The organism is Paenibacillus sp. FSL M8-0334 (assembly GCF_038000405.1).
Lineage (GTDB): Bacteria > Bacillota > Bacilli > Paenibacillales > Paenibacillaceae > Paenibacillus_AQ > Paenibacillus_AQ campinasensis.
Window position 1 is genome coordinate 19,181 of record NZ_JBBOCH010000003.1, and the last position, 19,182, is coordinate 38,362.

The following is a 19,182-nucleotide window of genomic DNA, read 5'->3' on the forward strand; positions in this document are numbered from 1 at the left end:
GAGAGTGTTTACGAACAGGTTGCAGGAAATCGAGGAGATCATAGCCGGTAGTGCTCCGATGTCGCTTGTTGAGATCATTGAGGAAGAGATCAAGGAGTTTAAGCAAACGGAGCAATACCAGATCATGGTCGAGGCTGAGCGATACTATCGAAACCGATCAGACATTCAACGCAAAACGAATGATCTCAAAAACAGATCTAACGTTAAGATGGAGCATCCGATGCTAAAAAAGTTGGTGGATCAAAAAGCTAACTATTTGCTGGCTAAGCCTTTTACGGTGGAGAGTGAGAGCAAGCCATATGCGGATGCCTTGAATGAGTTGTTTGACCAAGAATTCCGACGCAAGATAAAGAGCCTAGGCAAGGGCGCTGTAAAGTCTGGTATTGCATACCTAGCGCCGTATTTTACGGAAGATAAAATCAAATTTATGAGGTTGCCGTCTACCGAGGTGATACCGTTATGGGCTGATGCAGAACGTACAGAAATGGGAGCATACATCCGGTTCTACGATCAAATTGTCTATGAGGGCAAAACGAAGAAGACGGTGACACGCGTAGAGTATTGGGACACAACAGGCGTTAAGCGTTTCGTTAATAGTGGGCCGGGCACAAGTTTAGTACCGGATACGGATATGGGGGCAGAGGAGTCTCATTTCAGCTTAAACGGGGTGCCGTATAATTTCTCAGTCGTTCCGATTGCGTGGCTTAAATACAACGAGGAAGAGCTTCCTTTGCAATACTTCATCAAGGACTTGATAGATGATATAAACTGGCAGTCATCCGTTACATCTGATGTTTTACGTGATGTCGCTAAGTTCATCTATATCTTAAAAGATTACGGAGGCACTGACTTAGATCAGTTTATCCGTGAGTTGCGGGAGAGCTTGGCCATCAAGGTTGAAGGCACCGGAGGAGTAGACAAGCTGCAAGCTGATATTAACATCGATGCAGTGATGGCTTTCCTGGACAAAAATCGCCGTGATTTATTCGACTTTGCTAACGGAGTGGACACCAAGGATCCAAACTTGGGTAATGCGAGCGGTACGGCCATCAACTTTAGATACATGGACTTGGATACAGATTGTGCTTCGTTAGCTTCGGAGCTGCAAGACACCTTCTTACGCATGAAGGTGTTTTTTGATGTTTACCTAAAGGCTATCGGCAAGGGTGATTTTAGCAATGAAACATTCAGTATCACCTTTAATGCCGATATGCCAGTGAATGAGACTGACATCATAAACAATATCCGAAACAGCGAGGGCATTATCTCTAAGCGGACACAGCTGGCATACCATCCATGGGTTCAAGATGTTGATGAAGAGTTCAAGCAGATCGAGGATGAACAGTCTGAGGTCCAGGCTCGATTCGATCAAGGCCAGTATGAAGGTCTGGAAGATGAGACGCCATGAAGTCGCAGGAATATTGGCGAAAGCGTTCCGAACAAATCGCCCATAGGCAGTTTGAAAAGGCCGATCGGTACGAGGCAGGCCTTCGGCGGCAATACGAACTATCCCTGAAATCCATTCAACGGGATATCGACTCCTTTTATGCTCGATTTGCAGAGAATAACGCTGTCAGCATGGCCGAAGCGCGGCGGCTCCTGTCTGCTGGTGAGCTGGCCGAGTTTAAGATGACCCTGAGCGAATTTCGCAAGAAGGCCAAGAACAATGCAGACGGCCAGTGGACCAAGGAGCTCGATAACGTCTATTATCGAACCCGTGTAACTCGGTTGGAGGCGCTGCAGCTTCAGGTAAGGCAACAAATCGAAATGTTGGCTGGAAGCCAGCAGGCGGGCACAGGGAAGCTCCTGGGCGATATTTATGAGGACACCTATCATCGTACCCTCTTTGAGGTGAACAAGGGCGGACACGGGATTCTCGCTTCGTTTGCGCGGGCGGACAAGGAAGCCGTGGAGGAAGTTATCAGCCGGCCATGGTACGGAAAAAACTACAGCTCGCGGATCTGGGAAAACCGCGATAAGCTGCTCCGAGAGCTGCGGACCGGGTTGGCTCAATCTTTCATTCGCGGCGACAGCGTGGATAAGGTGAGCAAGCTCCTGGCCGAGCGAATGGGCGTTTCTCGATCAAACGCTGAGAGGTTAATCCAGACAGAGAGCGCCCACATCATTAACGAGGCGACAGCCGAAGGATACCGAAGCAGCGGCGTCGTACAGGAATACGAGATCCTGGCGACATTGGATAGCCGAACAAGTCCGATTTGCCAGAGCATGGACGGCAAAGTATTCAAGTTAAGCGAGAAGGAAACGGGAGTCAATTACCCGCCATTCCATGTGCGCTGTCGAACTACTGTTATGCCCTACTTCGACGATGAAGAGGATCCAGGCAAACGGATCGCCAAGGATACAACCGGTAAGCGGATCTATATCTCCGGCGATATGAAGTATGAGGATTGGAAGAAGGAATATATCGACTCGCCAAAAGCCCAGAAAAAGGATATACTTGGCAGTGATGAGCCTTTTAGATCCATTATGGATAAGACTGAGGCGCCACAAGAATACAAGGAAGTCCTGATTAAACGGTTCTCCAGTGGATCCGAAACCGCCCGACGAGTCTTTATGCAATACGTTACGGGCAATGTGGTGAAAGACTCGAATTTCAAACAGGGTGCACATTATTCGCCGGTTGAACGGGTTGTGAATATGGATTTTGCTGAGGATCTGAATAATCCTCGGGGAGCTGGAGCGACCTATTTCCATGAGCTTGGCCATTATGTCGATAACATGGCAGCCATCAAGCTGAAAGGCCCAACCTATGATGGCGTATCTCATATAGATCTAAAAGGTATCGAGGCGAAGGATTTCAAGAAGGCTGTTCTTCGAGACGTTCAGGACTACATGCAGAACTACACCAAGAATAAAGGTGTTGATTTGAGACAGGCCCAGCTTGAAATATCGATGATTCTAGGGCAGGGTAACGGTGCCCTTCACTCAGCTATTTCTGATATTTACGGCGGCGTGACTCGAAGAAGAATCCAAGGAAAATATGGCCACAGTCCGAAATATTGGCAGCAGCTGCCGAACGCTATTGAAAAAGAGGCGTTCGCACACATGTTTGAAGCTAGTTTTGACCCTACAGGCAAACGGGCAGAACTGATGAGGGAGTTTCTTCCGAAGTCGTTCGCTCTATTTCAAAAAATACTGGAGGAGATCTGATGGTCATTGTAACCGATGAGTTATGGACCAAGATGCAGGAGTTTGAAGAGAGATTTCCAGACTCATGCGTACCACTAGAGATGATCCCGGGAAGTGAGACGACGGAAGGGTTAATCGACAAGATCGACAGAAGCCTGGAGGCCGGGGAAGATCTTTTACCGAAGGAATACGGCTGGAAGTTTGATGGCAGCGAAATATATTGACTAAGCACTCTCGAATCTACGAGGGTGCTTTTATTTTGCCCTGTCGCACGGCGTAAAACTAGGCATACTCGCAGCCGGAGTATATCGGCTGACTCCCGTAGCTGGAGAGCAGCTATAAAAATCTATGGAGGATGATGATAAATGGATTGGTTGAAGGAACTGCTGAAGAATGCCGGGCTGGATGAATCGAAGATCGATGGGTTGATCGGTGATGTGAACAAGGAGCTGCCGAAGCATTTTGTTCCGAAGTCACAATATAACGATGTCGTCGATGCCCGTAAAAAAGCGGAAAAGGAGGTGACGGATCGAGATAAGCAGCTCGCCGATCTGAAGGAAGCGGCAAAAGGCAACGAGGATCTGCAGGCACAAATCAAGAAGCTCCAGGACGATAACAAGACGGCCAAGGAAAAGTATGAGGCAGAGCTGAAGGATCTGCAGCTGACAACAGCGCTCAAGCTGGCGCTTGGCTCGGATGTACACGATGCCGACTATGCGATCTCGCAGTTGGATAAATCGAAAATTGAGATCGGCGAGGACGGCAGCATCAAGGCCGGCCTTGAGGATCAGGTGAAGAGTCTTCGTGAATCGAAGGCTTTTTTGTTTAAGCCTGAAACCCCCGGCGCCACATTCAAGGGAGCGAAGCCGGCGGAAGGCGGCAGCGGTGGAGGCGCAGTAGATCCGGTTGCCGCTGAAATTTCTAGTATCTTTTCACAACGATAACAAGGAGATGAATGTAAATGCCTATTAACACATTGGAATATGCAAAACTATTTCAAACCGAATTGGATAAACAAATCGCGCAGCAAGCGACATCCGGATGGATGGAAAGCAACGCCGGCCAAGTCATTTATAACGGCGGTAATGAAATTAAGATCCCGGATGTCGTTGTCCAAGGCCTGGCTGACTATGACCGTGATACCGGATTTGTTCAGGGTTCCGTAACTTACAAGTACCAAACCCACACGCTGACACAGGATCGCGGTCGTACTTTCCAGCTGGATTCTATGGATGTAAACGAAACGAACTTTGGGGCTTCTGCCGCTAATGTCATGAGCGAGTTCCAGCGGCTCCAGGTCATCCCGGAAATTGATGCATACCGCTATAGCCTGATTGCGGCCAAAGCGGAGGCAGCTGGTAAATCCCGGACTTATACACCTGCAGAAAGCACCATCGTGACAGAGCTGTTCAAAGATATAATCGACCTGGCGGATATGGGGGTCGATTTGAGCCAGCTGGTCATCACCATTGCTTTTCCGGCTTATGGCGTGCTGACGGGGAACACGCAGATCCAGAAGCGGATCGATGTAGGCCAGTTTGCACAAGGCGGCATCAATCTTCAAATTAAGATGCTGGACGGCATTCCGCTGATCCCTGTATCCTCCAACCGGATGAAAGCAGCGTATGTCTTTAATGACGGTGAGACGGCTGGCCAGGAGGCTGGGGGATTTGTGCCGGCGGTTGACGCGAAGAGCGTAAACTGGATCATTTCGCCACGTTCTGCGCCGATCGGTATCAGCAAAACGGACAAGGTAAGGATCTTTACCCCGGATGAGAACCAGAAGGCCGATGCATGGAAATTGGATTATCGGAAGTATCACGATCTGATCATTCCGGATAACAAAACCGCGGCATTCCGCGTGACGACAGGAGGCTAATACCTATGAGCAATATTACTCTGAAAAGATTGAATGTTGTTAAAGTGGTGGACTCCGAAACGAAGGCAAAGGCCTTGGAGTCCAAAGGCTTCAAACGAATTGAAATCGAGGAAGCTGACGGTAAGAAAAGCAAAAAAGACGAGAAGTAGGTGCCGGCGATGTTGAATGAAGCCGTAGCTGAGATTATCAAGCAGCGCTACAAGCTCCCGGAATCATTGGATAACCTGGTTCGGTCCTACATTGACGAATCCGGACTGCACATCATGAACTACCTGGGCCTGGACTCCATCGAGGAGATCCCGGCCGCTCTTAAATATGTTTGGGCCAACATTGCGATGGCAGCCTTCAAGGCCGATCAGTCCCATTTGGAAGAGCTGGATGATCTATTGTCGGGTGCTATCGACCTGAAGATTGGGGACACCTCGGTGAAGACATCGACGGGCGGATCCTCTGGGGGCGGCTCGGTGGGTGCCAGTGTCAGGGCGTATAGTTCCGATCTGAACCGGTACCGGAAGCTGAGGTGGTAAGCAATGAGCAGAATACGGCGATACCGTAAGATTGTGGAGAAGACCTACACGGACCGGGTAACGATTCAGCGGCACGGGGAGTACGAAACAGACTGGGGCGAAACCAAATTCGGTTTGATAACCGTCTATGCGGACGTTCCCTGCCGGCTGTCTCAGACCGGGCTTCCTCGAAACGGCCAGACAGAAGCAGAAAACCGGATCGATTACGATGTTAAGCTATTCATCGCTCCAGAGGTTGAGATCCTTCAAGGCGACGAGCTTCAAGTTATCCGGCAAGGCAGGGCGTATCACTTTACGGCCGGCGAACCCTTTCCGCCTTACTCGACTCACCAGGAAGTCAATCTAACCCGAAAGGACCGAGCCTGATGCCGAGATTGGGAAGCTTCGACTTTGACGAATTTGAGAAGATGGCCAAGTCGTTCAAGAAGGCCCTGGACGAGAGAGTCATCGATCGATTCATCCAGGATTTCCTTCTGGAAATGGCCTACCGTGCTGAACGCAAGGTCAAGAAGCGCACGCCGGTAGACTCGGGGGAGCTGAGACGAAACTGGCGGGTTGGAAGAGTGATCCGCCAAGGTAGTTCGTATGTCGTTGAGATCTACAACAATACGGAGTATGCATCCTTCGTTGAATATGGCCATCGGAACCGGGATAAAACAGAGTGGGTTGAAGGGCGGTTTATGATGACCATCTCCATGAAGCAAATCGAGAGGGAGCTGCCGGCCTACCTGGAACGAAGGCAAGCTGAACTATTAAATCAAATCATGAACGGCCGTGGGCCAAGACGGTGAGGTGAGGGCATGGATTCCGAGCGATTAACACATGCCGTCATGAGTAAGCTGAAGACAACCTTCAGCTGGAAGGTATACGGGAAGAACAGGCAGGGCTTAATTGAGCCCTGCTTTATTGTGCTGCTTCTGAATGCCGCCCATGGTCGGATCCAGGGGCGACGTTACCAACAAAGCCATTCGTTCGATGTGCATTACTTCTCAGCCACGAACGATTTCATGGCCGTAGCCAGCCAGCTGCTGGACGTCCTGGAGTGGGTTGAGATCGACGGCATGAAGTTTAGAGGTACCGGCATGAATTACGAGGTGATCGATGACGTGCTGCATTTCTATGTGGACTATAACTATCACGTCATGCGGATAAAGGAGCCGGGAATCAAGATGGGGCAATTAGAACAGGAGGGACGCCTGAAATGAGCAAAGAGAATAAGGCTCAGACGCAGCCAGCGCCTCGCTACACGAAGGAGCAGCTGGTTGAAGCCAAACGGTTTACCACGTCTGAAAAAGACATCCTGACGGGGCTGCTGGAGCCAGATAAGACGTATACGCTGGACGAAGCGGTCGCTGTGATCAATAGATTTAAGGAAAGAGAGGTGTAAGGCATGGCAGGAGGAACATGGAAAACGCAAAACAAGCAGCGTGCCGGTGTTTATATTACGTTTGAATCGACCGGGCAGTCACTGACTACCTTGGGCGAGCGCGGCGTGGTATCCTTGCCGCTGTCGCTGTCCTGGGGGCCTTCCAAACAGGTCATTATCGTTGAAGCCGGCGCAGATACGAAGGATGTCCTGGGTTATGACATTTCGGCCCCGGAGCTGCTTCCGCTTCGTGAAGCGCTGAAACGGGCTAGCAAAGTCCTGCTGTATCGGCTGAATGCCGGCACTCCGGCGACGGCCACGAATACGGGCCTGACGGTGACTGCGAAGCACGGCGGGGCTCGCGGGAACGATATCCGGATTATCGTCCAGAACAATATCGACGAACCGGCAAAGTTTGACGTTATTACGCTGCTCGCCGGCGAAGTGATGGACACCCAAATCGTCGCTGAGATCGAGGAACTGGCGGAGAACAATTGGGTCAAATTCAGCGGAACCGGCGCGCCAGACGTCACCGCAGGCCTGAATCTAACTGGTGGGGCGGACGGCACCGTGACCAATGGGGACCATACCGATTACCTAACCACGATCGAGGGCTACGATTTCCATACGATCGGACTTTTGACCTCGGACGCCACGCTGAAGCCGGTGTACACGGCAGCCATTAAGCGGATGCGGGACCAGGAAGGGAAGAAGGTTCAGGTGGTTATGGCCGATTACGCGGCAGCCGACTATGAGGGCGTGATCAGTGTCAAAAACGGCGTCATCCTCTCTGACGGGACCGTCCTGGACAAAGTAAAGGCTGTCGCCTGGGTAGCCGGCGCAACGGCAGGAGCTGCTGCAGATGAATCTCTGACGTATTCCGCTTATGACGATGCCGTGGATGTGGATGTCCGCTATACGAACAGCGAGATCGAGGCCGCACTACGTGCAGGGGAAATCTTGTTTATCCACTCATACGGTCGTGCAGTCGTCGAGCAGGATATCAATACATTCCGCAGCTTTACAGCGACCAAGGGACCAGAGCGCTCCAAAAACCGAGTGCTTCGCGTCCTGGATAGCCTGGCCAATGATCTGAAACGGATCTTCGAACAGTTTTACATCGGCAAAGTGGACAACAACGTGGACGGCCGGGCACTGTTCCGGAAGGAGATCGTCACCTACATCGATACGCTCGTCGGGATCGGAGCCGTTCAAAACTTTGACGCTCAGACGGATGTCACCGTCCAGCAGGGCAAGACGGCTGACAGCGTGTATGTCGAGCTCCGTGTGCAGCCGGTGGACGCAATCGAGAAAATTTACATGCGGGTATTGGTCCGCTAAGGAGGGATAAGGAATGGCAGGCTTTTTGAGAGCACAGGACGCCATCTCTGGCCAGGAAGGGCGCGCATACCTCACACTTGATAACAGGAACTATGAAATGTTCTATATCAAGACCTTGGAGGCGTCCGTTGAAAAGAATAAGTCGGAGGTACGTACGCTTGGCCGCCGTGGAGTCCAGCACAAGACAACAGGGTGGACTGGAACCGGGACGATGACCATTTATTATGTGACCTCGTTCTTCCGGCAGATTATGTACGAATATATCAAATCAGGCAAGGATGCATATTTCGACGTTACGATCACCAATGAAGATCCATCCTCCTCCATTGGGGCTCAAACGGTAACGCTCAAAGGCGTAAATCTGGACAGCGTGATCATGGCTGCGCTGGATACCGAATCAGAGGCATTGGAGGAAGAGGTCGGCTTTACGTTTGAGGACGTTGATCTTGGCCAAACATTCCAGGAGCCAGTTCTGGGATCCTAATCTAAAAATCTATCGAATAGAAAAGGAGAATAAATATGTCTGATCTGTCTATGTTTTTTGCAGGTAATGCGGCTTTGGAGGTAACGGAGGATTTCGTTGTATCGGAGCGCTTCAAGGACGCGGACGGCAAACCGGTACCGTGGAAGCTTCGGAGCATCACCGAAGAGCAAAACAGCGAGATCCGCAAGATGTCTACGCGGAAGGTGAAGGGGAAGGGCGGGATCTACACGCCTGAGCTGGATCCGGCTGAGTACATGGCTAGATTGATGACTAGCTGCGTCGTCTTCCCGGATCTGCAGAACGCGGATCTGCAGAAGTCGTACGGCGTTAAGGGTGCTGAGGTTCTTCTGCGCAAAATGCTGCTTCCTGGCGAGTTTGCGGCGCTCGGGGAGCGCGTGCAGACGATGAACGGCTTCGATCAGGACATTAATGACCTGGTGGAAGAAGTAAAAAACTAATCAAAGAGGGCGATGGTGACGCGAACTATGCGTACTACGCCCTCCATGAATTAGGAATCCTTCCTCATGAGCTCATGGCGATGTCGGTCCGGGAACGGGCCGCCATCTATGCCATGATCTCGATCCGGGTCGAGAAGGAGAAGGCAGATGCCAAGAAACTAAAGAGCGGTAAGAGCAGAAAGCGGTAGCCCATCCCTGTAAAATTTGGTAGAATAGTTGGGAAATATGACCTATTCAGGGGGACGGATTAATGAAAAAGTCATTGGGGTTATTCGCGGTATTTATGTTGTTATTGGTTGCTGTCGTTGGCTGCGGGTCTGCTAAGGCTGAGTCAGAAAAGGATTTGACTCTCGACAAGTTTATTAAAGCTTATCAGGACGCCGGCATCGAAGTGGATCCGGAAGAAAAACCGATGTTAACTACGCCTAATGAAAAGGACGGGGTTATTTTTTACATCGACAATCAGAAAGTAGCGATCTATGAATATAAAAGCAAGAAGGACGCGGACAAAGCTGTCTCTGAATTTGAGTTGATGAAAGATTGGCCACAGAAAGGCGCGTTTCTTTTGGAGACTAGAAATGAACAGGCAGTACAAATATTTGAAAGTGTAAAATGACAAACTGACGCTCTCAATTACGAGGGCGTTTTTATTTTGCTCGAAAGGAGGTAGGTCATGACCACAGTATCCTCTACGCTGAAGATGTTTGATGCAATGACAGGCCCGCTGAAGAACATCACAAATGCTCTTAACATCGTCATCCGCACAATGGAGCAAATGAACCGCGCAACGAGCCGAAATCAAAACATCGACCGGCAGCTGGCAGCAGCAAAAAGAGCAGTCGCATCTGCTGAAAGCCAGATTGCCGAAGCAATCGAAGATTCGACGCGCCAGCAAGATCGATTTAACAATTCGGTGAGACGAGGCCAAAGGGAGTCGGGACGGCTGGCCAATACGATCAAGGGAATTGCAGCGTCATATCTTACGTTTCAAGGCGTTCAACAACTTGGCGGCGCTACGATCGGCGGGGCAATGCAGCAACAGGAAATGGTGAACACCTTTACCTCTCGAACAGGCAACGAAGCGCTGGGGAGGGCCATCTATGACCAGACGGTAAATCAGGCGCTAAAGTATGGCCAAGACGTTAACGCGAGTTTGCTTGGCAGCATGTCCTTCATGTCGGCGACAATGGATCCAAAGCAGTTGACAGAAATGAACAAGCTGGCCATGCGCCTATCGAAATTGAATCCGACCGAAGGCCTTGAAGGGGCAGCCTTCTCCCTGAAGGAGCTCCTGAGTGGTGACTATACGTCCATCTCCGAACGCTTTAACATCAGCAGAAGCATGCTCAAGGACAGTGAGGCTCGGCTGGCCGGAATGAGGGGCGATGTAGACGGATTTATCAAGGGCATGGATAAGATGCTCGATCAGCAGAATCTAACCGAGGAAGCCTTTGAGAAGATGCTCGATTCCCCAGCGGCAAAGTGGAACCGAGCCATTCAAACTTTCAAGTTTAATATGGCTTCTGCGGGCGGGGAGGGACTGCAGGCACTTGCTCCTCTATTCGACAAGATCAATGCTGGTTTTGAATCAGGCGCATTTCAGGATACGTTCGACATGCTGTCTTGGGCGATATCGGGTGCTGTCAGATCACTTCTATGGTTTTTGGAGACGGCTACCCAGGTATTTACGTTTATGAGGACCAACTGGCCGATTCTAGGGCCGATCGTCTATGGCGTGGTCGGGGCGCTGGGCGCACTGGCTTTGATCATGGCAGTGAACAAGTTAGCAATGATTGCCGGTGCAGTCGCGACAGGGGTCCAAACTGCAGCGTTGTTTATTCAGGCTGCAGCGGTTAACGGCCTGCGCGTGGCATGGGCTGGTCTGAATACAGTCATGAAAGCCAATGTTTTCATACTCCTTGTTTCAAGTATAATCGCTCTGACAGTATGGCTGTTTAACCTATGGAAGACAAATGATCAATTTGCCGCCGGCTTCATGCGCGCTTGGAATGGTATCTTGAACTTCTTTGGTCAAGTACCTCTATTCTTTATTCGGATCGGTGTTGGTATTGAGAATGCGTTCCATGACATGAAGGTTAACGCTTTAAAATCACTGGAAGGCCTAGTTAATGGGGCTATTGATCGATTAAATGGTCTTATTGCAAAACTAAATAAGCTTAAATTTGTCTCGATAGATTTTATTGATGGCGTGCAATTTTCTGCAGCGGCGCAAATCGAAGCCGAAGCTGCTCGTCAATCCGGTGAGGCGAGGATCGCAGCAGCTCAACAAAAGGCAGCTAGCAAGGCAGCTGAACGAGAGGCCAAGGTTCAGAAATGGCTTGATGAGCGAGCCGCGAAACGAGCTGCAGAGCAGGCCGAAGCTGAGCGGAAGGCAAAGGGCGCAGGGGGAGAAGGGGACTTTAAGGTCCCAGAAATGAAGGCGCCCAATAATATCGATAAAGTTGGTAAGGTAAAACAAGTCGATAAGGTAAAGGGCAAAGTGGACATCAGCAGCGAAGACCTGAAGATCATGCGGGATATCGCCGAAATGAAGAATATTCAGAACTTCGTTACTTTGACACCTACCGTTAACCTCAAGACGGGGAACATTAATAACAGCGGTGATCTGGATACCATTGTTACGGAACTGACCACACGTCTTGAGAATGAGGTAGCAGCCAGCGCCAAAGGGGTGTACGAGTGATGGCGGATTACAGTATCGAGCTGAGTTTTAATAACCGGGAGGTTGTTTTCCAAATCCCGCTGCTGCCGGAGGAGATCGAGATCGAGGGCATAGGAGAAGGAGAAGAGCACAACGTCGCCGGTCTTGGCTGGATCAACGCGATCGACGCGCCAAAGCTTAAGGAGATCACATTTAGCGGTGTCTTTCCCGCCGATTTGTCCAGGGCGATCCAATCTCCAGGTTTCAATTCGCCTGCCGATTACATCATGCGGATTGAGGACTGGATGAACAAGAAAAAGCCGATCCGATTTATTTATATCAGTCAGGGCCTGAAGATCAACATCGCTGCATCTATTGAGGAATTCAGTTACAAAGAGGTCGGCGGAGCTCCTGGTGACTTTGAATATACCCTATCCCTTAAAGAGTACGTTTTCTACTCGGCCAAGAAGGTAACGATCGCGAAAACGAAAGCGGCAGCTGGCGGGAAGAAAAAGCAGGCTGCTGCCAAAAAGCCGGACCGTCCAGACGAGCGAGCCAAGCCTAAAACGGTAAAAGTCAAAAGCGGTGACTCCTTGTGGACGATCGCAAAGGCGCATCTGGGGGACGGCAGCCGGTACAAAGAGCTTATGAAACTGAACAACATCACGGAAGCACAGGCGAAGAAGTTGAAAGTCGGTACCGTGATTAAGTTGCCGGGGTGAGTCAATGAAAATCGTAATTGATAATAAGGACGGGAACGTCTGGGATGTAACCAATGTAGTCAAGGATATCCGGTACTCCACATCGCGGATCGGCAAGGCTTCCCCTTTGGAGTTTACTCTGATCGACAGCGGCATCTACCAGGATAAGAAATTCAAATATCAAAACGGGGATATCGTCCAGCTGACGGACGGCACGAACAAGGTATTCATGGGGTATGTCTTCAAATTTGAGATGAGTCGAAACGGTGAGGCGAAGATCCTGGCCTATGACCAGCTCCGATATCTCCAAGCAAACCATACCTATGTGCTGACCAGCGTAACAGCGACGCAAATCATCCAACGGATCGCCAAGGACTTCAACCTGAAGACCGGGAAGCTGGTGGACACCAAATACAAGATCCCGAATTTTTATCAGGACAATCAGACGCTCATGGATATGATCTGCTGGGCCCTGGATAAAACGCTGATTCAGTACAGCACCAACTTCGTATTTTACGACGATTTCGGGCAGCTGACGCTTCAGAACGTCAACGATATGAAATACGGCTTTGTCATTGGGGAAGGCAGCTTGATGACAGACTTCACCTATTCGAAATCCATCGACGAGGACACTTATAACCACATCGTGCTGTACAGGGATAACGAGAAATCGGGCAAACGGGAAACCTTCAAAATCGAGGACAGCAGCCGGATTAAGAAGTGGGGAAAGCTGCAGCTTTATCAGAGCGTAGATGAGGATATGACCAAGGCGCAGATCAATGACCTGCTAACTCGCCTGATCACGGCTAAGGACCGGGAAACTCGGAAGATGAAGATCGAGGCGATCGGGGACTTCCGGATGCGCGCCGGGATGTACGTCAATATCCAGATCGCGCGTTTCGGGATCAATAAGTTTTTCCTTGTTGATGAGTGCACCCATCAAGTCTCCGGAGCAGATCACAAAATGACGCTTGATTTAAGGATGGTGTAGGTATGCTGGATATCATTAAAAAGGCGGCCCTAGAAGCAGTGGGCGCTAGTAATCCGGTCGCCGTACAAATAGGATCAATCGTATCGGTAAGCCCCTTGGAGATTAGCCTGGATCAAAGGACAACTCTCCCAGAGGCTTTTTTTTATGTGCCGGAATCCTTAACACGCTATGAGATCGATTTGAGCCACGTTCACAAGATTTCCGGATCCCCAGATACGGAGAAGGCCCTGGCCGATAAAATCGTCATACGCAAGGGGCTATCCGTAGGTGATGCGGTGATTCTGCTTCGGGTCCAAGGTGGGCAGAAGTTTGTAGTGCTGGATAAGGTGGTGAGCGAATGATCCCACAGAGCGATGTCGAAATGACGGATGAGGAGCTGGAACCCGTCACACTCCCGAGCCGGACGTACCGATTCGATCGAGCGAATGGCCGGATCAGCAGCCAAACGGTGGACGGGATCGAGGCCGTCAAGCAAGCCGTATTCAAAATCCTCTCGACCCAGCGCTTCGAACATCTGATTTATTCCAGTAATTACGGGAATGAGATGGACCCTGGCGCTGTCCGAGGGCGGGCGGTATTTGAGTCAGAGGTTGAGCGCTGGGTGAAAGAGGCGCTAACCCAGGATGACCGGATCTCCTCCGTGAGTGGCTTCAGCTTCGAGTATGGCATGGATACTGCCAAGGTTCGGTTTACGGTTGATACTATCGAATTCGGCACATATCAAGAGGAACAGGAGGTGTAACGGTGTACGAGGATCAGACTTTTGAAAACATCCTGGAGCGAATGCTGGACCGGGTACCGGACGGGATCGACAAGCGCGAGGGGAGTATCATCTATGACGCTCTGGCGCCGGCAGCTGCCGAGCTGGCGCAAATGTATGTTGAACTGGACTTGAATGCGAATCTACGCTTCCCGGATACGGCCAGCGGTGAATACCTGGATCGGTCCATCGCCTGGTCGGGTGTAAAACGAAAGCTGGCCAGCAAGGCGCAGCTCCGCGGCGTGTTTTATTCTGGATCCGGTGAGCTGCTAGACATTCCGATCGGCAGCCGCTTCAGCCTGGGTGAGCTGAACTATGCCACCGTGGAGCGCTTATCCATCGGAAACTTCCGGATGGAGTGCGAGACAGCCGGGTCCGAGGGCAATCGTCACTTTGGCGCACTCATCCCGATCGATTACATCACGGACCTTGGGCGCGGTGAACTGACGGAGCTTCTGGTGGCCGGTGAGGACACGGAAGAGGATGAAGCACTGTATGAGCGGTACCAGGAGAAGGTGACCCGGCCGATCACGTCTGGCAACCGATATCAGTATGAGCTTTGGGCCAGGGAGATCACAGGCGTTGGCCGAGCTCGGGCATTTCCGGAGTGGGCCGGACCAGGAACGGTGAAGGTCGTCCTGCTGGACAACGAGATGAGAGCGCCGGCGGCTCCTGTCGTTGAAGCCGTGCAGCAGTATATCGATCCCACGATGGACGGGATGGGCGAAGGGGCCGCTCCGATCGGAGCCATAGCGACGGTAGTAGGCGCGACGGAGATCCCGATCAATATCTCGGTAAAGGTGACCCTGGCCACAGGGGCGACCCTAGAAGAGGTTAAGGAGCAGCTGGAGCAAGGCGCTGCAGAATATTTCCGAGACTTGGCCTTTACGGATCCGCTTATACGGTACACGCGAATCCAGGGCATCATCCTCGGGATCCCGCCGGTCATCGATTACTCGGATCTGTTGGTTAACGGCGAGGCCCGGAACATTGAGATCGGCATGGATGACGTTGCGGTCCTTGGGACGGTGACAGTATCATGAGCGGATCCGATCGTTTAAAGAGCTACTTGCCTGCTTACTATGACGGGGTGCTGGAGATGGAGCAGCTGGTCGGTACTGAAGGACCTGAAGTGGATCTGATGGCCTCACGGATCGAGGAGCTGCTGAATCAATCCTATCCTGAATCGACGACCTGGGCGATTAGCCGATACGAGCGTGACCTGCAGATTGTGGCCGAGGCGGGGAAGCCGATCGAGCAACGCCGGTCTGTCGTTATCTCGAAGATGCGGGGGCACGGTAAAGTATCCGGCAGCCTGATCAAGAACGTAGCGCAGGCCTACGACGGCGGCGAGGTGGACGTGTCGGTTACGCCGGCGGATTACAAGATCACTATCACCTTCATAGATACGCTCGGGATCCCGCCGAACCTGGACGATCTGAAGAATGCGCTGAACGACATCAAGCCTGCGCACCTGACCCTGGAATACGAATTCCGGTTTCTGCTGGTCCGGGATGTCAATAACGTCATGACGTTTGATCAGCTCAAACAGACGCCATTTTCAAAATTTGCTTTTAGAAGAAAGTGAGGTTAACAGGATGCCAAGTCAGACACCGAATCTGGATCTATATAAGGTGAACGGTGAAACGGACGGGAATGACACATTCAATGTGGATGTGGTTCTGAATGATAACTGGGATAAGATCGATGCCGCAGTAGGAAGCGTGGAGACCGAAATTGCAAGTTTAAAGCAATCTGGCGTTGATGGGAAGAACCTACTGGAAACCGCCATCATCGCCAAAGAAGGAACGGTTTCCAAGCAGGGGCAAGTTGCAACGTTTGAGGAACTGGATACAGGGATTCGCTCGATCCCTACCGGAACAGATACGAGTGACGCAACGGCTGCTGCAGGAGATATCTTGGCACCTAAAACGGCTTACGGTCCAAACGGGAAAATAACAGGAACCATCCCCGTCCTAACCGGCATCAGAACAGCCACAAGCGCGGCTAAATGGCCTGACGGAGCGCTTGCTGTATATCCGGAAAAGGGATATCAAAAAGGTGGTGCTGGTGACGGTGAAATAAAAGTCACAACAGCACAATTACAGGCTGCTGAACCTAATTTAAATTCCAACAATATTCTGAATCCTATTTTCGGGGTACCAGGCGGGATACCAAACCGAAGCGCGGAGAACGTGCATATGCCAGGGCTTGAAGCTACGGTGTGGCCCGGGGATCGGTTGTTTATTCGGCCTCCAAGTGGATTTTACAATGGGGAAAGCTGGGTGACAACGCCTGTCCCGGGTCTAACCGCTGCTAACTTACGTGCTGGGGTAAACGTTGCGGGTCTGATTGGTAATCTTGTCGAAGGTAAACGTTTGTTTTACGGCGAGTATCCTGGTGACGGTACTACTAAGGGAATTAATCCAGGTTTCGCATATAGGGCAGTAGTTATTTACAACGCTGGGGGGGCTGCTGCCGGAATAATTGTTCCGCCAGGGGGAAACCCACTTGTATTTTATTCAAGTCATGCTTACCTCATAAACGTATACGGTGCAACCACTACATCATTTGATCTTCGGACAAATTCAGGAGGAGGTACGCACTATGTTTACGTTTACGGTCAATAATCGGGAGGTGGCAAAATGAAGAACGTTGGAAGTCGGATTTACTTCGACAAACTAACTGGCGAGGTCCTTGTTCAGACTGGTCACAGACGAGTCCTTGATGATCACGTGGTTCCTACCGTCGAGGATGATTTCCGTGTCTTCGTTAAACTAAGTGAACGGAATCCGGAAACGGTCGGTGTTCTTGAGCTTGAATACGGTCAATATGCGCAAGACTTTGCAGAATCGAACGGGTATCGGGTAAATCCTGATACTCAAACGCTAGAATTTGCATATCCGGATCCCAATGATCCAGAAGCGCCACCTGTATTCCAGAAGCCATTGACGCAAGAGATTGAGGAACTGAAACAGGCTGACATCGAGAACAAGCAAGCCATAGCAGAGCTGACGATGATGATCGCAGCTCCAACGGCATGAGGGGAGGTGAGGGAGCCATGACATTCAGCAAGGATAGTGGGCTGGTCAAAGTGTGGGTTAGCTTGGTAATGGCAGGCACGTACACACTGGACCAAGTGCCGCAGTTGTACAACTTGAAAACAGTCGTGTCGGAAGTCGTGAACGCAACAGCATAGTAATAATAAGCGCCGAAAGGCGTATTTTTTATGCCCTTGGAGTGGTCCAGGGGCTAATCTATTTGAGAGGATGATCGGGAGTGGAAAATGTAATAAAAGGCATCATCGCTGTCGGCGGCGCAGCCGCATCATTTTTATTTGGAGGCTGGTCGCCGTTGCTTAATATCTTGCTGGCGTTTGTTGTTATCGATTATGTATCGGGTGTGGCTGCAGCTGCGCAGGAAGGTACTCTTAGCAGCCGGATCGGTGGTTGGGGAATTGCCAAAAAGGTAGCCATCTTTGCTATTGTGGCCGTGGCGCATTTGGTGGACACAGCCTTGGGGGACGCTCATCTATTTAGGGATGCGGCTATATTCTTCTACTTGTCGAATGAGTTATTGTCGCTTATAGAAAACGCTGGACGATTGGGGGCGCCTATCCCGCCTGGTTTACAAAAGGCGGTTGCCGTACTAAAAGGAAAGGGTGAAGAACAATGAAGAAAGTATGGATTGATGCCGGCCATGGCGGCAAGGACCCTGGAGCAGTAGGAAACGGATTGCAGGAAAAGGATATCGCTCTGACTATTTCCAAGGCCATCAAGCAACGCCTGGAGGCAGAATACGAGGGTGTGCAGGTGCAACTCTCCAGGTCAACGGATGTATTTCTTGAGTTAGACGATCGAACCAATGCAGCCAACAAAGCCGGCGCGGATATCCTCGTCTCGATCCATTGTAATGCCGCTGGAGGGGCTGGAGGCTTTGAATCTTATCGATATACGAACGCTTCTGCAGCCTCGCGGTCGCTCCAAAACGTACTCCACACCGAGATCATGGCAGCATTGAAGCCGTTTAATGTGATCGATCGCGGGCAGCTGGCCAAGAATCTCCACATGTGCCGTGAAAGCCGTATGCCGGCAGTCCTGACCGAAAACCTGTTTATCGACGTGGCAGCGGACGCCGCCAAACTCAAGCGCAAGGAAGTCATTGACGCTTTGATCGCCGGCCACGTTGTCGGGATCGCGAAGTTTTTAGGGCTTAAGAAGAAGGAGGGGAAGCCGATGGACAAAGCGACTGTCATTGCCTATGGCAAGCAGATCAAAGACGGACTGCTGATCGACGGCACGGTTTACGTTCCGCTGCGCGCTGTGGCCGAGGCTCGTGGTGATAAAGTTGCCTGGGATAACAAGACCAAGACGGCAACGATCACTGCTAAGTAAAGCAAAACCCTCACTGGCCGTAGTGGCTGGTGAGGGTTTCTTCTATTATATATCTAATTCTGCCCATCCTGGAGGAGTCCGATCCGGATCAACAGGCTCCAGGTCCTCCGCCTCGACGGCAAACAGTCCACCCTCGTCAATATCCACTATAGCTCCGATAATCGTCCCACCTGAAAGCAGCTCAATCGTGCCGACTCTGATCACATGACCGGTGCGGCCACCGTATCCGCTCTCGTGATCTGGAGCGATCCGGACGAGCATGCCCGGTTTTAGGTCTTCATATATCATGCTTACCCTCCTCTCGTACCGTTTCTTTTAGCCCACAATTTGCCCACAATGTGCAAAATTTCGGTCTGTTTTTACCTGTTTTTAGACGGGCGAAGGCGGGCAGTCGAAAACGCCTAAATGCCTTTCTGCATAAGGGCGGAACGGGTTTTTACGGGCAAAGGCGGGCAAAGCGAAAATAATT

General features: G+C 51.0%; 28 protein-coding genes. 27 read left to right on the forward strand and 1 reads right to left on the reverse strand.

The annotated features are described in order from the left end of the window. Nucleotides 1-4 precede the first annotated feature (4 nt). The 27 genes from MKX64_RS24105 (at nucleotide 5) to MKX64_RS24235 (ending at nucleotide 18,713) form a co-directional block, all read left to right on the forward strand. Nucleotides 5-1,408, forward strand: a complete 1,404-nt coding sequence (locus MKX64_RS24105) for a phage portal protein (protein WP_341037887.1) — start codon at nucleotides 5-7, stop codon at nucleotides 1,406-1,408. Further along, on the forward strand, nucleotides 1,405-3,171 hold the full coding sequence (locus tag MKX64_RS24110; protein ID WP_341037889.1) for a minor capsid protein: 1,767 nt from the start codon (nucleotides 1,405-1,407) through the stop codon (nucleotides 3,169-3,171). Before MKX64_RS24105 ends, MKX64_RS24110 begins: the two co-directional genes overlap by 4 nt. Next, on the forward strand, nucleotides 3,171-3,374 hold the full coding sequence (locus MKX64_RS24115) for a hypothetical protein (protein WP_341037891.1): 204 nt from the start codon (nucleotides 3,171-3,173) through the stop codon (nucleotides 3,372-3,374). Before MKX64_RS24110 ends, MKX64_RS24115 begins: the two co-directional genes overlap by 1 nt. A 141-nt stretch (nucleotides 3,375-3,515) precedes the next feature. Then, entirely contained in the window at nucleotides 3,516-4,094 is a 579-nt protein-coding gene (locus MKX64_RS24120) for a phage scaffolding protein (protein WP_007129571.1), read from the forward strand. 17 nt (nucleotides 4,095-4,111) lie between these two features. Further along, nucleotides 4,112-5,029 (forward strand): hypothetical protein, encoded by a 918-nt coding sequence (locus MKX64_RS24125; RefSeq protein WP_341037893.1) that lies wholly within the window; start codon nucleotides 4,112-4,114, stop codon nucleotides 5,027-5,029. Between the two features lie 5 nt (nucleotides 5,030-5,034). After that, a complete protein-coding gene (locus tag MKX64_RS24130) occupies nucleotides 5,035-5,178 on the forward strand; it encodes a hypothetical protein (protein WP_007129573.1) in 144 nt (47 codons plus the stop codon). Nucleotides 5,179-5,187: 9 nt separating this feature from the next. Next, a complete protein-coding gene (locus MKX64_RS24135; protein WP_144879955.1) occupies nucleotides 5,188-5,556 on the forward strand; it encodes a DNA-packaging protein in 369 nt (122 codons plus the stop codon). A gap of 3 nt (nucleotides 5,557-5,559) precedes the next feature. Then, complete coding sequence (locus MKX64_RS24140) at nucleotides 5,560-5,922, forward strand: ABC transporter ATP-binding protein (protein WP_341037895.1); 363 nt, start codon at nucleotides 5,560-5,562, stop codon at nucleotides 5,920-5,922. Beyond that, the gene (locus MKX64_RS24145; RefSeq protein WP_007129576.1) at nucleotides 5,922-6,347 is read left to right on the forward strand and encodes an HK97 gp10 family phage protein; all 426 of its coding nucleotides are present in this window, start codon (nucleotides 5,922-5,924) and stop codon (nucleotides 6,345-6,347) included. The genes MKX64_RS24140 and MKX64_RS24145 overlap by 1 nt, the downstream gene beginning before the upstream one ends. A gap of 9 nt (nucleotides 6,348-6,356) precedes the next feature. Continuing rightward, nucleotides 6,357-6,761, forward strand: a complete 405-nt coding sequence (locus MKX64_RS24150; protein WP_341037896.1) for a phage tail terminator family protein — start codon at nucleotides 6,357-6,359, stop codon at nucleotides 6,759-6,761. Then, nucleotides 6,758-6,943 (forward strand): hypothetical protein, encoded by a 186-nt coding sequence (locus MKX64_RS24155; RefSeq protein ID WP_144869688.1) that lies wholly within the window; start codon nucleotides 6,758-6,760, stop codon nucleotides 6,941-6,943. The genes MKX64_RS24150 and MKX64_RS24155 overlap by 4 nt, the downstream gene beginning before the upstream one ends. 3 nt (nucleotides 6,944-6,946) lie before the next feature. Then, on the forward strand, nucleotides 6,947-8,263 hold the full coding sequence (locus MKX64_RS24160; protein WP_341037898.1) for a phage tail sheath family protein: 1,317 nt from the start codon (nucleotides 6,947-6,949) through the stop codon (nucleotides 8,261-8,263). Between the two features lie 13 nt (nucleotides 8,264-8,276). Then, nucleotides 8,277-8,747: a phage tail tube protein gene (locus MKX64_RS24165; protein WP_144879873.1), complete on the forward strand. Its 471-nt coding sequence runs from the start codon at nucleotides 8,277-8,279 to the stop codon at nucleotides 8,745-8,747. Nucleotides 8,748-8,782: 35 nt separating this feature from the next. After that, complete coding sequence (locus tag MKX64_RS24170; protein WP_007129581.1) at nucleotides 8,783-9,205, forward strand: phage tail assembly chaperone; 423 nt, start codon at nucleotides 8,783-8,785, stop codon at nucleotides 9,203-9,205. 250 nt (nucleotides 9,206-9,455) lie between these two features. After that, nucleotides 9,456-9,821: a hypothetical protein gene (locus MKX64_RS24175; RefSeq protein WP_341037900.1), complete on the forward strand. Its 366-nt coding sequence runs from the start codon at nucleotides 9,456-9,458 to the stop codon at nucleotides 9,819-9,821. A gap of 57 nt (nucleotides 9,822-9,878) precedes the next feature. After that, the gene (locus MKX64_RS24180; RefSeq protein ID WP_341037902.1) at nucleotides 9,879-11,909 is read left to right on the forward strand and encodes a hypothetical protein; all 2,031 of its coding nucleotides are present in this window, start codon (nucleotides 9,879-9,881) and stop codon (nucleotides 11,907-11,909) included. Further along, complete coding sequence (locus MKX64_RS24185) at nucleotides 11,909-12,589, forward strand: LysM peptidoglycan-binding domain-containing protein (protein WP_341037905.1); 681 nt, start codon at nucleotides 11,909-11,911, stop codon at nucleotides 12,587-12,589. Before MKX64_RS24180 ends, MKX64_RS24185 begins: the two co-directional genes overlap by 1 nt. Before the next feature lie 4 nt (nucleotides 12,590-12,593). Next, complete coding sequence (locus tag MKX64_RS24190) at nucleotides 12,594-13,559, forward strand: XkdQ/YqbQ family protein (RefSeq protein WP_341037906.1); 966 nt, start codon at nucleotides 12,594-12,596, stop codon at nucleotides 13,557-13,559. Nucleotides 13,560-13,561: 2 nt separating this feature from the next. After that, on the forward strand, nucleotides 13,562-13,900 hold the full coding sequence (locus MKX64_RS24195; RefSeq protein WP_341037908.1) for a DUF2577 domain-containing protein: 339 nt from the start codon (nucleotides 13,562-13,564) through the stop codon (nucleotides 13,898-13,900). Then, nucleotides 13,897-14,301 carry a DUF2634 domain-containing protein gene (locus MKX64_RS24200; protein WP_341037909.1) on the forward strand — a complete coding sequence of 135 codons (405 nt, stop codon included), beginning with the start codon at nucleotides 13,897-13,899 and terminating at the stop codon, nucleotides 14,299-14,301. The genes MKX64_RS24195 and MKX64_RS24200 overlap by 4 nt, the downstream gene beginning before the upstream one ends. A 2-nt stretch (nucleotides 14,302-14,303) precedes the next feature. Continuing rightward, nucleotides 14,304-15,362: a baseplate J/gp47 family protein gene (locus MKX64_RS24205; RefSeq protein ID WP_341037910.1), complete on the forward strand. Its 1,059-nt coding sequence runs from the start codon at nucleotides 14,304-14,306 to the stop codon at nucleotides 15,360-15,362. Next, complete coding sequence (locus MKX64_RS24210) at nucleotides 15,359-15,907, forward strand: putative phage tail protein (RefSeq protein ID WP_341037911.1); 549 nt, start codon at nucleotides 15,359-15,361, stop codon at nucleotides 15,905-15,907. Before MKX64_RS24205 ends, MKX64_RS24210 begins: the two co-directional genes overlap by 4 nt. A 10-nt stretch (nucleotides 15,908-15,917) precedes the next feature. After that, nucleotides 15,918-16,949 (forward strand): hypothetical protein, encoded by a 1,032-nt coding sequence (locus tag MKX64_RS24215; protein ID WP_341037913.1) that lies wholly within the window; start codon nucleotides 15,918-15,920, stop codon nucleotides 16,947-16,949. Between the two features lie 15 nt (nucleotides 16,950-16,964). Beyond that, a complete protein-coding gene (locus tag MKX64_RS24220; RefSeq protein WP_341037915.1) occupies nucleotides 16,965-17,363 on the forward strand; it encodes a hypothetical protein in 399 nt (132 codons plus the stop codon). Nucleotides 17,364-17,380: 17 nt separating this feature from the next. Beyond that, nucleotides 17,381-17,518, forward strand: coding sequence for a CD1375 family protein (locus tag MKX64_RS24225; protein WP_280516324.1), 138 nt, complete (start codon nucleotides 17,381-17,383; stop codon nucleotides 17,516-17,518). Between the two features lie 80 nt (nucleotides 17,519-17,598). Further along, nucleotides 17,599-17,994 (forward strand): phage holin family protein, encoded by a 396-nt coding sequence (locus MKX64_RS24230; RefSeq protein WP_341037919.1) that lies wholly within the window; start codon nucleotides 17,599-17,601, stop codon nucleotides 17,992-17,994. Then, nucleotides 17,991-18,713, forward strand: a complete 723-nt coding sequence (locus MKX64_RS24235) for an N-acetylmuramoyl-L-alanine amidase (protein ID WP_341037921.1) — start codon at nucleotides 17,991-17,993, stop codon at nucleotides 18,711-18,713. Before MKX64_RS24230 ends, MKX64_RS24235 begins: the two co-directional genes overlap by 4 nt. A gap of 45 nt (nucleotides 18,714-18,758) precedes the next feature. On the opposite strand, the gene MKX64_RS24240 is transcribed toward MKX64_RS24235, so the two are convergent. Further along, a complete protein-coding gene (locus MKX64_RS24240; RefSeq protein ID WP_341037922.1) occupies nucleotides 18,759-19,001 on the reverse strand; it encodes a hypothetical protein in 243 nt (80 codons plus the stop codon). Nucleotides 19,002-19,182 lie beyond the last annotated feature (181 nt).

Bases quoted from the DNA above. Each gene is read 5' to 3' on its own strand.
- MKX64_RS24190 (WP_341037906.1), top strand. From the start codon at position 12,594: ATGAAAATCGTAATTGATAATAAGGACGGGAACGTCTGGGATGTAACC.
- MKX64_RS24225 (WP_280516324.1), top strand. From the start codon at position 17,381: ATGACATTCAGCAAGGATAGTGGGCTGGTCAAAGTGTGGGTTAGCTTG.
- MKX64_RS24240 (WP_341037922.1), bottom strand. From the start codon at position 19,001: ATGATATATGAAGACCTAAAACCGGGCATGCTCGTCCGGATCGCTCCA.
- MKX64_RS24165 (WP_144879873.1), top strand. From the start codon at position 8,277: ATGGCAGGCTTTTTGAGAGCACAGGACGCCATCTCTGGCCAGGAAGGG.
- MKX64_RS24130 (WP_007129573.1), top strand. From the start codon at position 5,035: ATGAGCAATATTACTCTGAAAAGATTGAATGTTGTTAAAGTGGTGGAC.
- MKX64_RS24170 (WP_007129581.1), top strand. From the start codon at position 8,783: ATGTCTGATCTGTCTATGTTTTTTGCAGGTAATGCGGCTTTGGAGGTA.
- MKX64_RS24145 (WP_007129576.1), top strand. From the start codon at position 5,922: ATGCCGAGATTGGGAAGCTTCGACTTTGACGAATTTGAGAAGATGGCC.
- MKX64_RS24150 (WP_341037896.1), top strand. From the start codon at position 6,357: ATGGATTCCGAGCGATTAACACATGCCGTCATGAGTAAGCTGAAGACA.
- MKX64_RS24115 (WP_341037891.1), top strand. From the start codon at position 3,171: ATGGTCATTGTAACCGATGAGTTATGGACCAAGATGCAGGAGTTTGAA.
- MKX64_RS24110 (WP_341037889.1), top strand. From the start codon at position 1,405: ATGAAGTCGCAGGAATATTGGCGAAAGCGTTCCGAACAAATCGCCCAT.
- MKX64_RS24175 (WP_341037900.1), top strand. From the start codon at position 9,456: ATGAAAAAGTCATTGGGGTTATTCGCGGTATTTATGTTGTTATTGGTT.
- MKX64_RS24200 (WP_341037909.1), top strand. From the start codon at position 13,897: ATGATCCCACAGAGCGATGTCGAAATGACGGATGAGGAGCTGGAACCC.
- MKX64_RS24135 (WP_144879955.1), top strand. From the start codon at position 5,188: ATGTTGAATGAAGCCGTAGCTGAGATTATCAAGCAGCGCTACAAGCTC.
- MKX64_RS24210 (WP_341037911.1), top strand. From the start codon at position 15,359: ATGAGCGGATCCGATCGTTTAAAGAGCTACTTGCCTGCTTACTATGAC.
- MKX64_RS24185 (WP_341037905.1), top strand. From the start codon at position 11,909: ATGGCGGATTACAGTATCGAGCTGAGTTTTAATAACCGGGAGGTTGTT.
- MKX64_RS24155 (WP_144869688.1), top strand. From the start codon at position 6,758: ATGAGCAAAGAGAATAAGGCTCAGACGCAGCCAGCGCCTCGCTACACG.
- MKX64_RS24195 (WP_341037908.1), top strand. From the start codon at position 13,562: ATGCTGGATATCATTAAAAAGGCGGCCCTAGAAGCAGTGGGCGCTAGT.
- MKX64_RS24140 (WP_341037895.1), top strand. From the start codon at position 5,560: ATGAGCAGAATACGGCGATACCGTAAGATTGTGGAGAAGACCTACACG.
- MKX64_RS24220 (WP_341037915.1), top strand. From the start codon at position 16,965: ATGAAGAACGTTGGAAGTCGGATTTACTTCGACAAACTAACTGGCGAG.
- MKX64_RS24215 (WP_341037913.1), top strand. From the start codon at position 15,918: ATGCCAAGTCAGACACCGAATCTGGATCTATATAAGGTGAACGGTGAA.
- MKX64_RS24120 (WP_007129571.1), top strand. From the start codon at position 3,516: ATGGATTGGTTGAAGGAACTGCTGAAGAATGCCGGGCTGGATGAATCG.
- MKX64_RS24180 (WP_341037902.1), top strand. From the start codon at position 9,879: ATGACCACAGTATCCTCTACGCTGAAGATGTTTGATGCAATGACAGGC.
- MKX64_RS24125 (WP_341037893.1), top strand. From the start codon at position 4,112: ATGCCTATTAACACATTGGAATATGCAAAACTATTTCAAACCGAATTG.
- MKX64_RS24160 (WP_341037898.1), top strand. From the start codon at position 6,947: ATGGCAGGAGGAACATGGAAAACGCAAAACAAGCAGCGTGCCGGTGTT.
- MKX64_RS24235 (WP_341037921.1), top strand. From the start codon at position 17,991: ATGAAGAAAGTATGGATTGATGCCGGCCATGGCGGCAAGGACCCTGGA.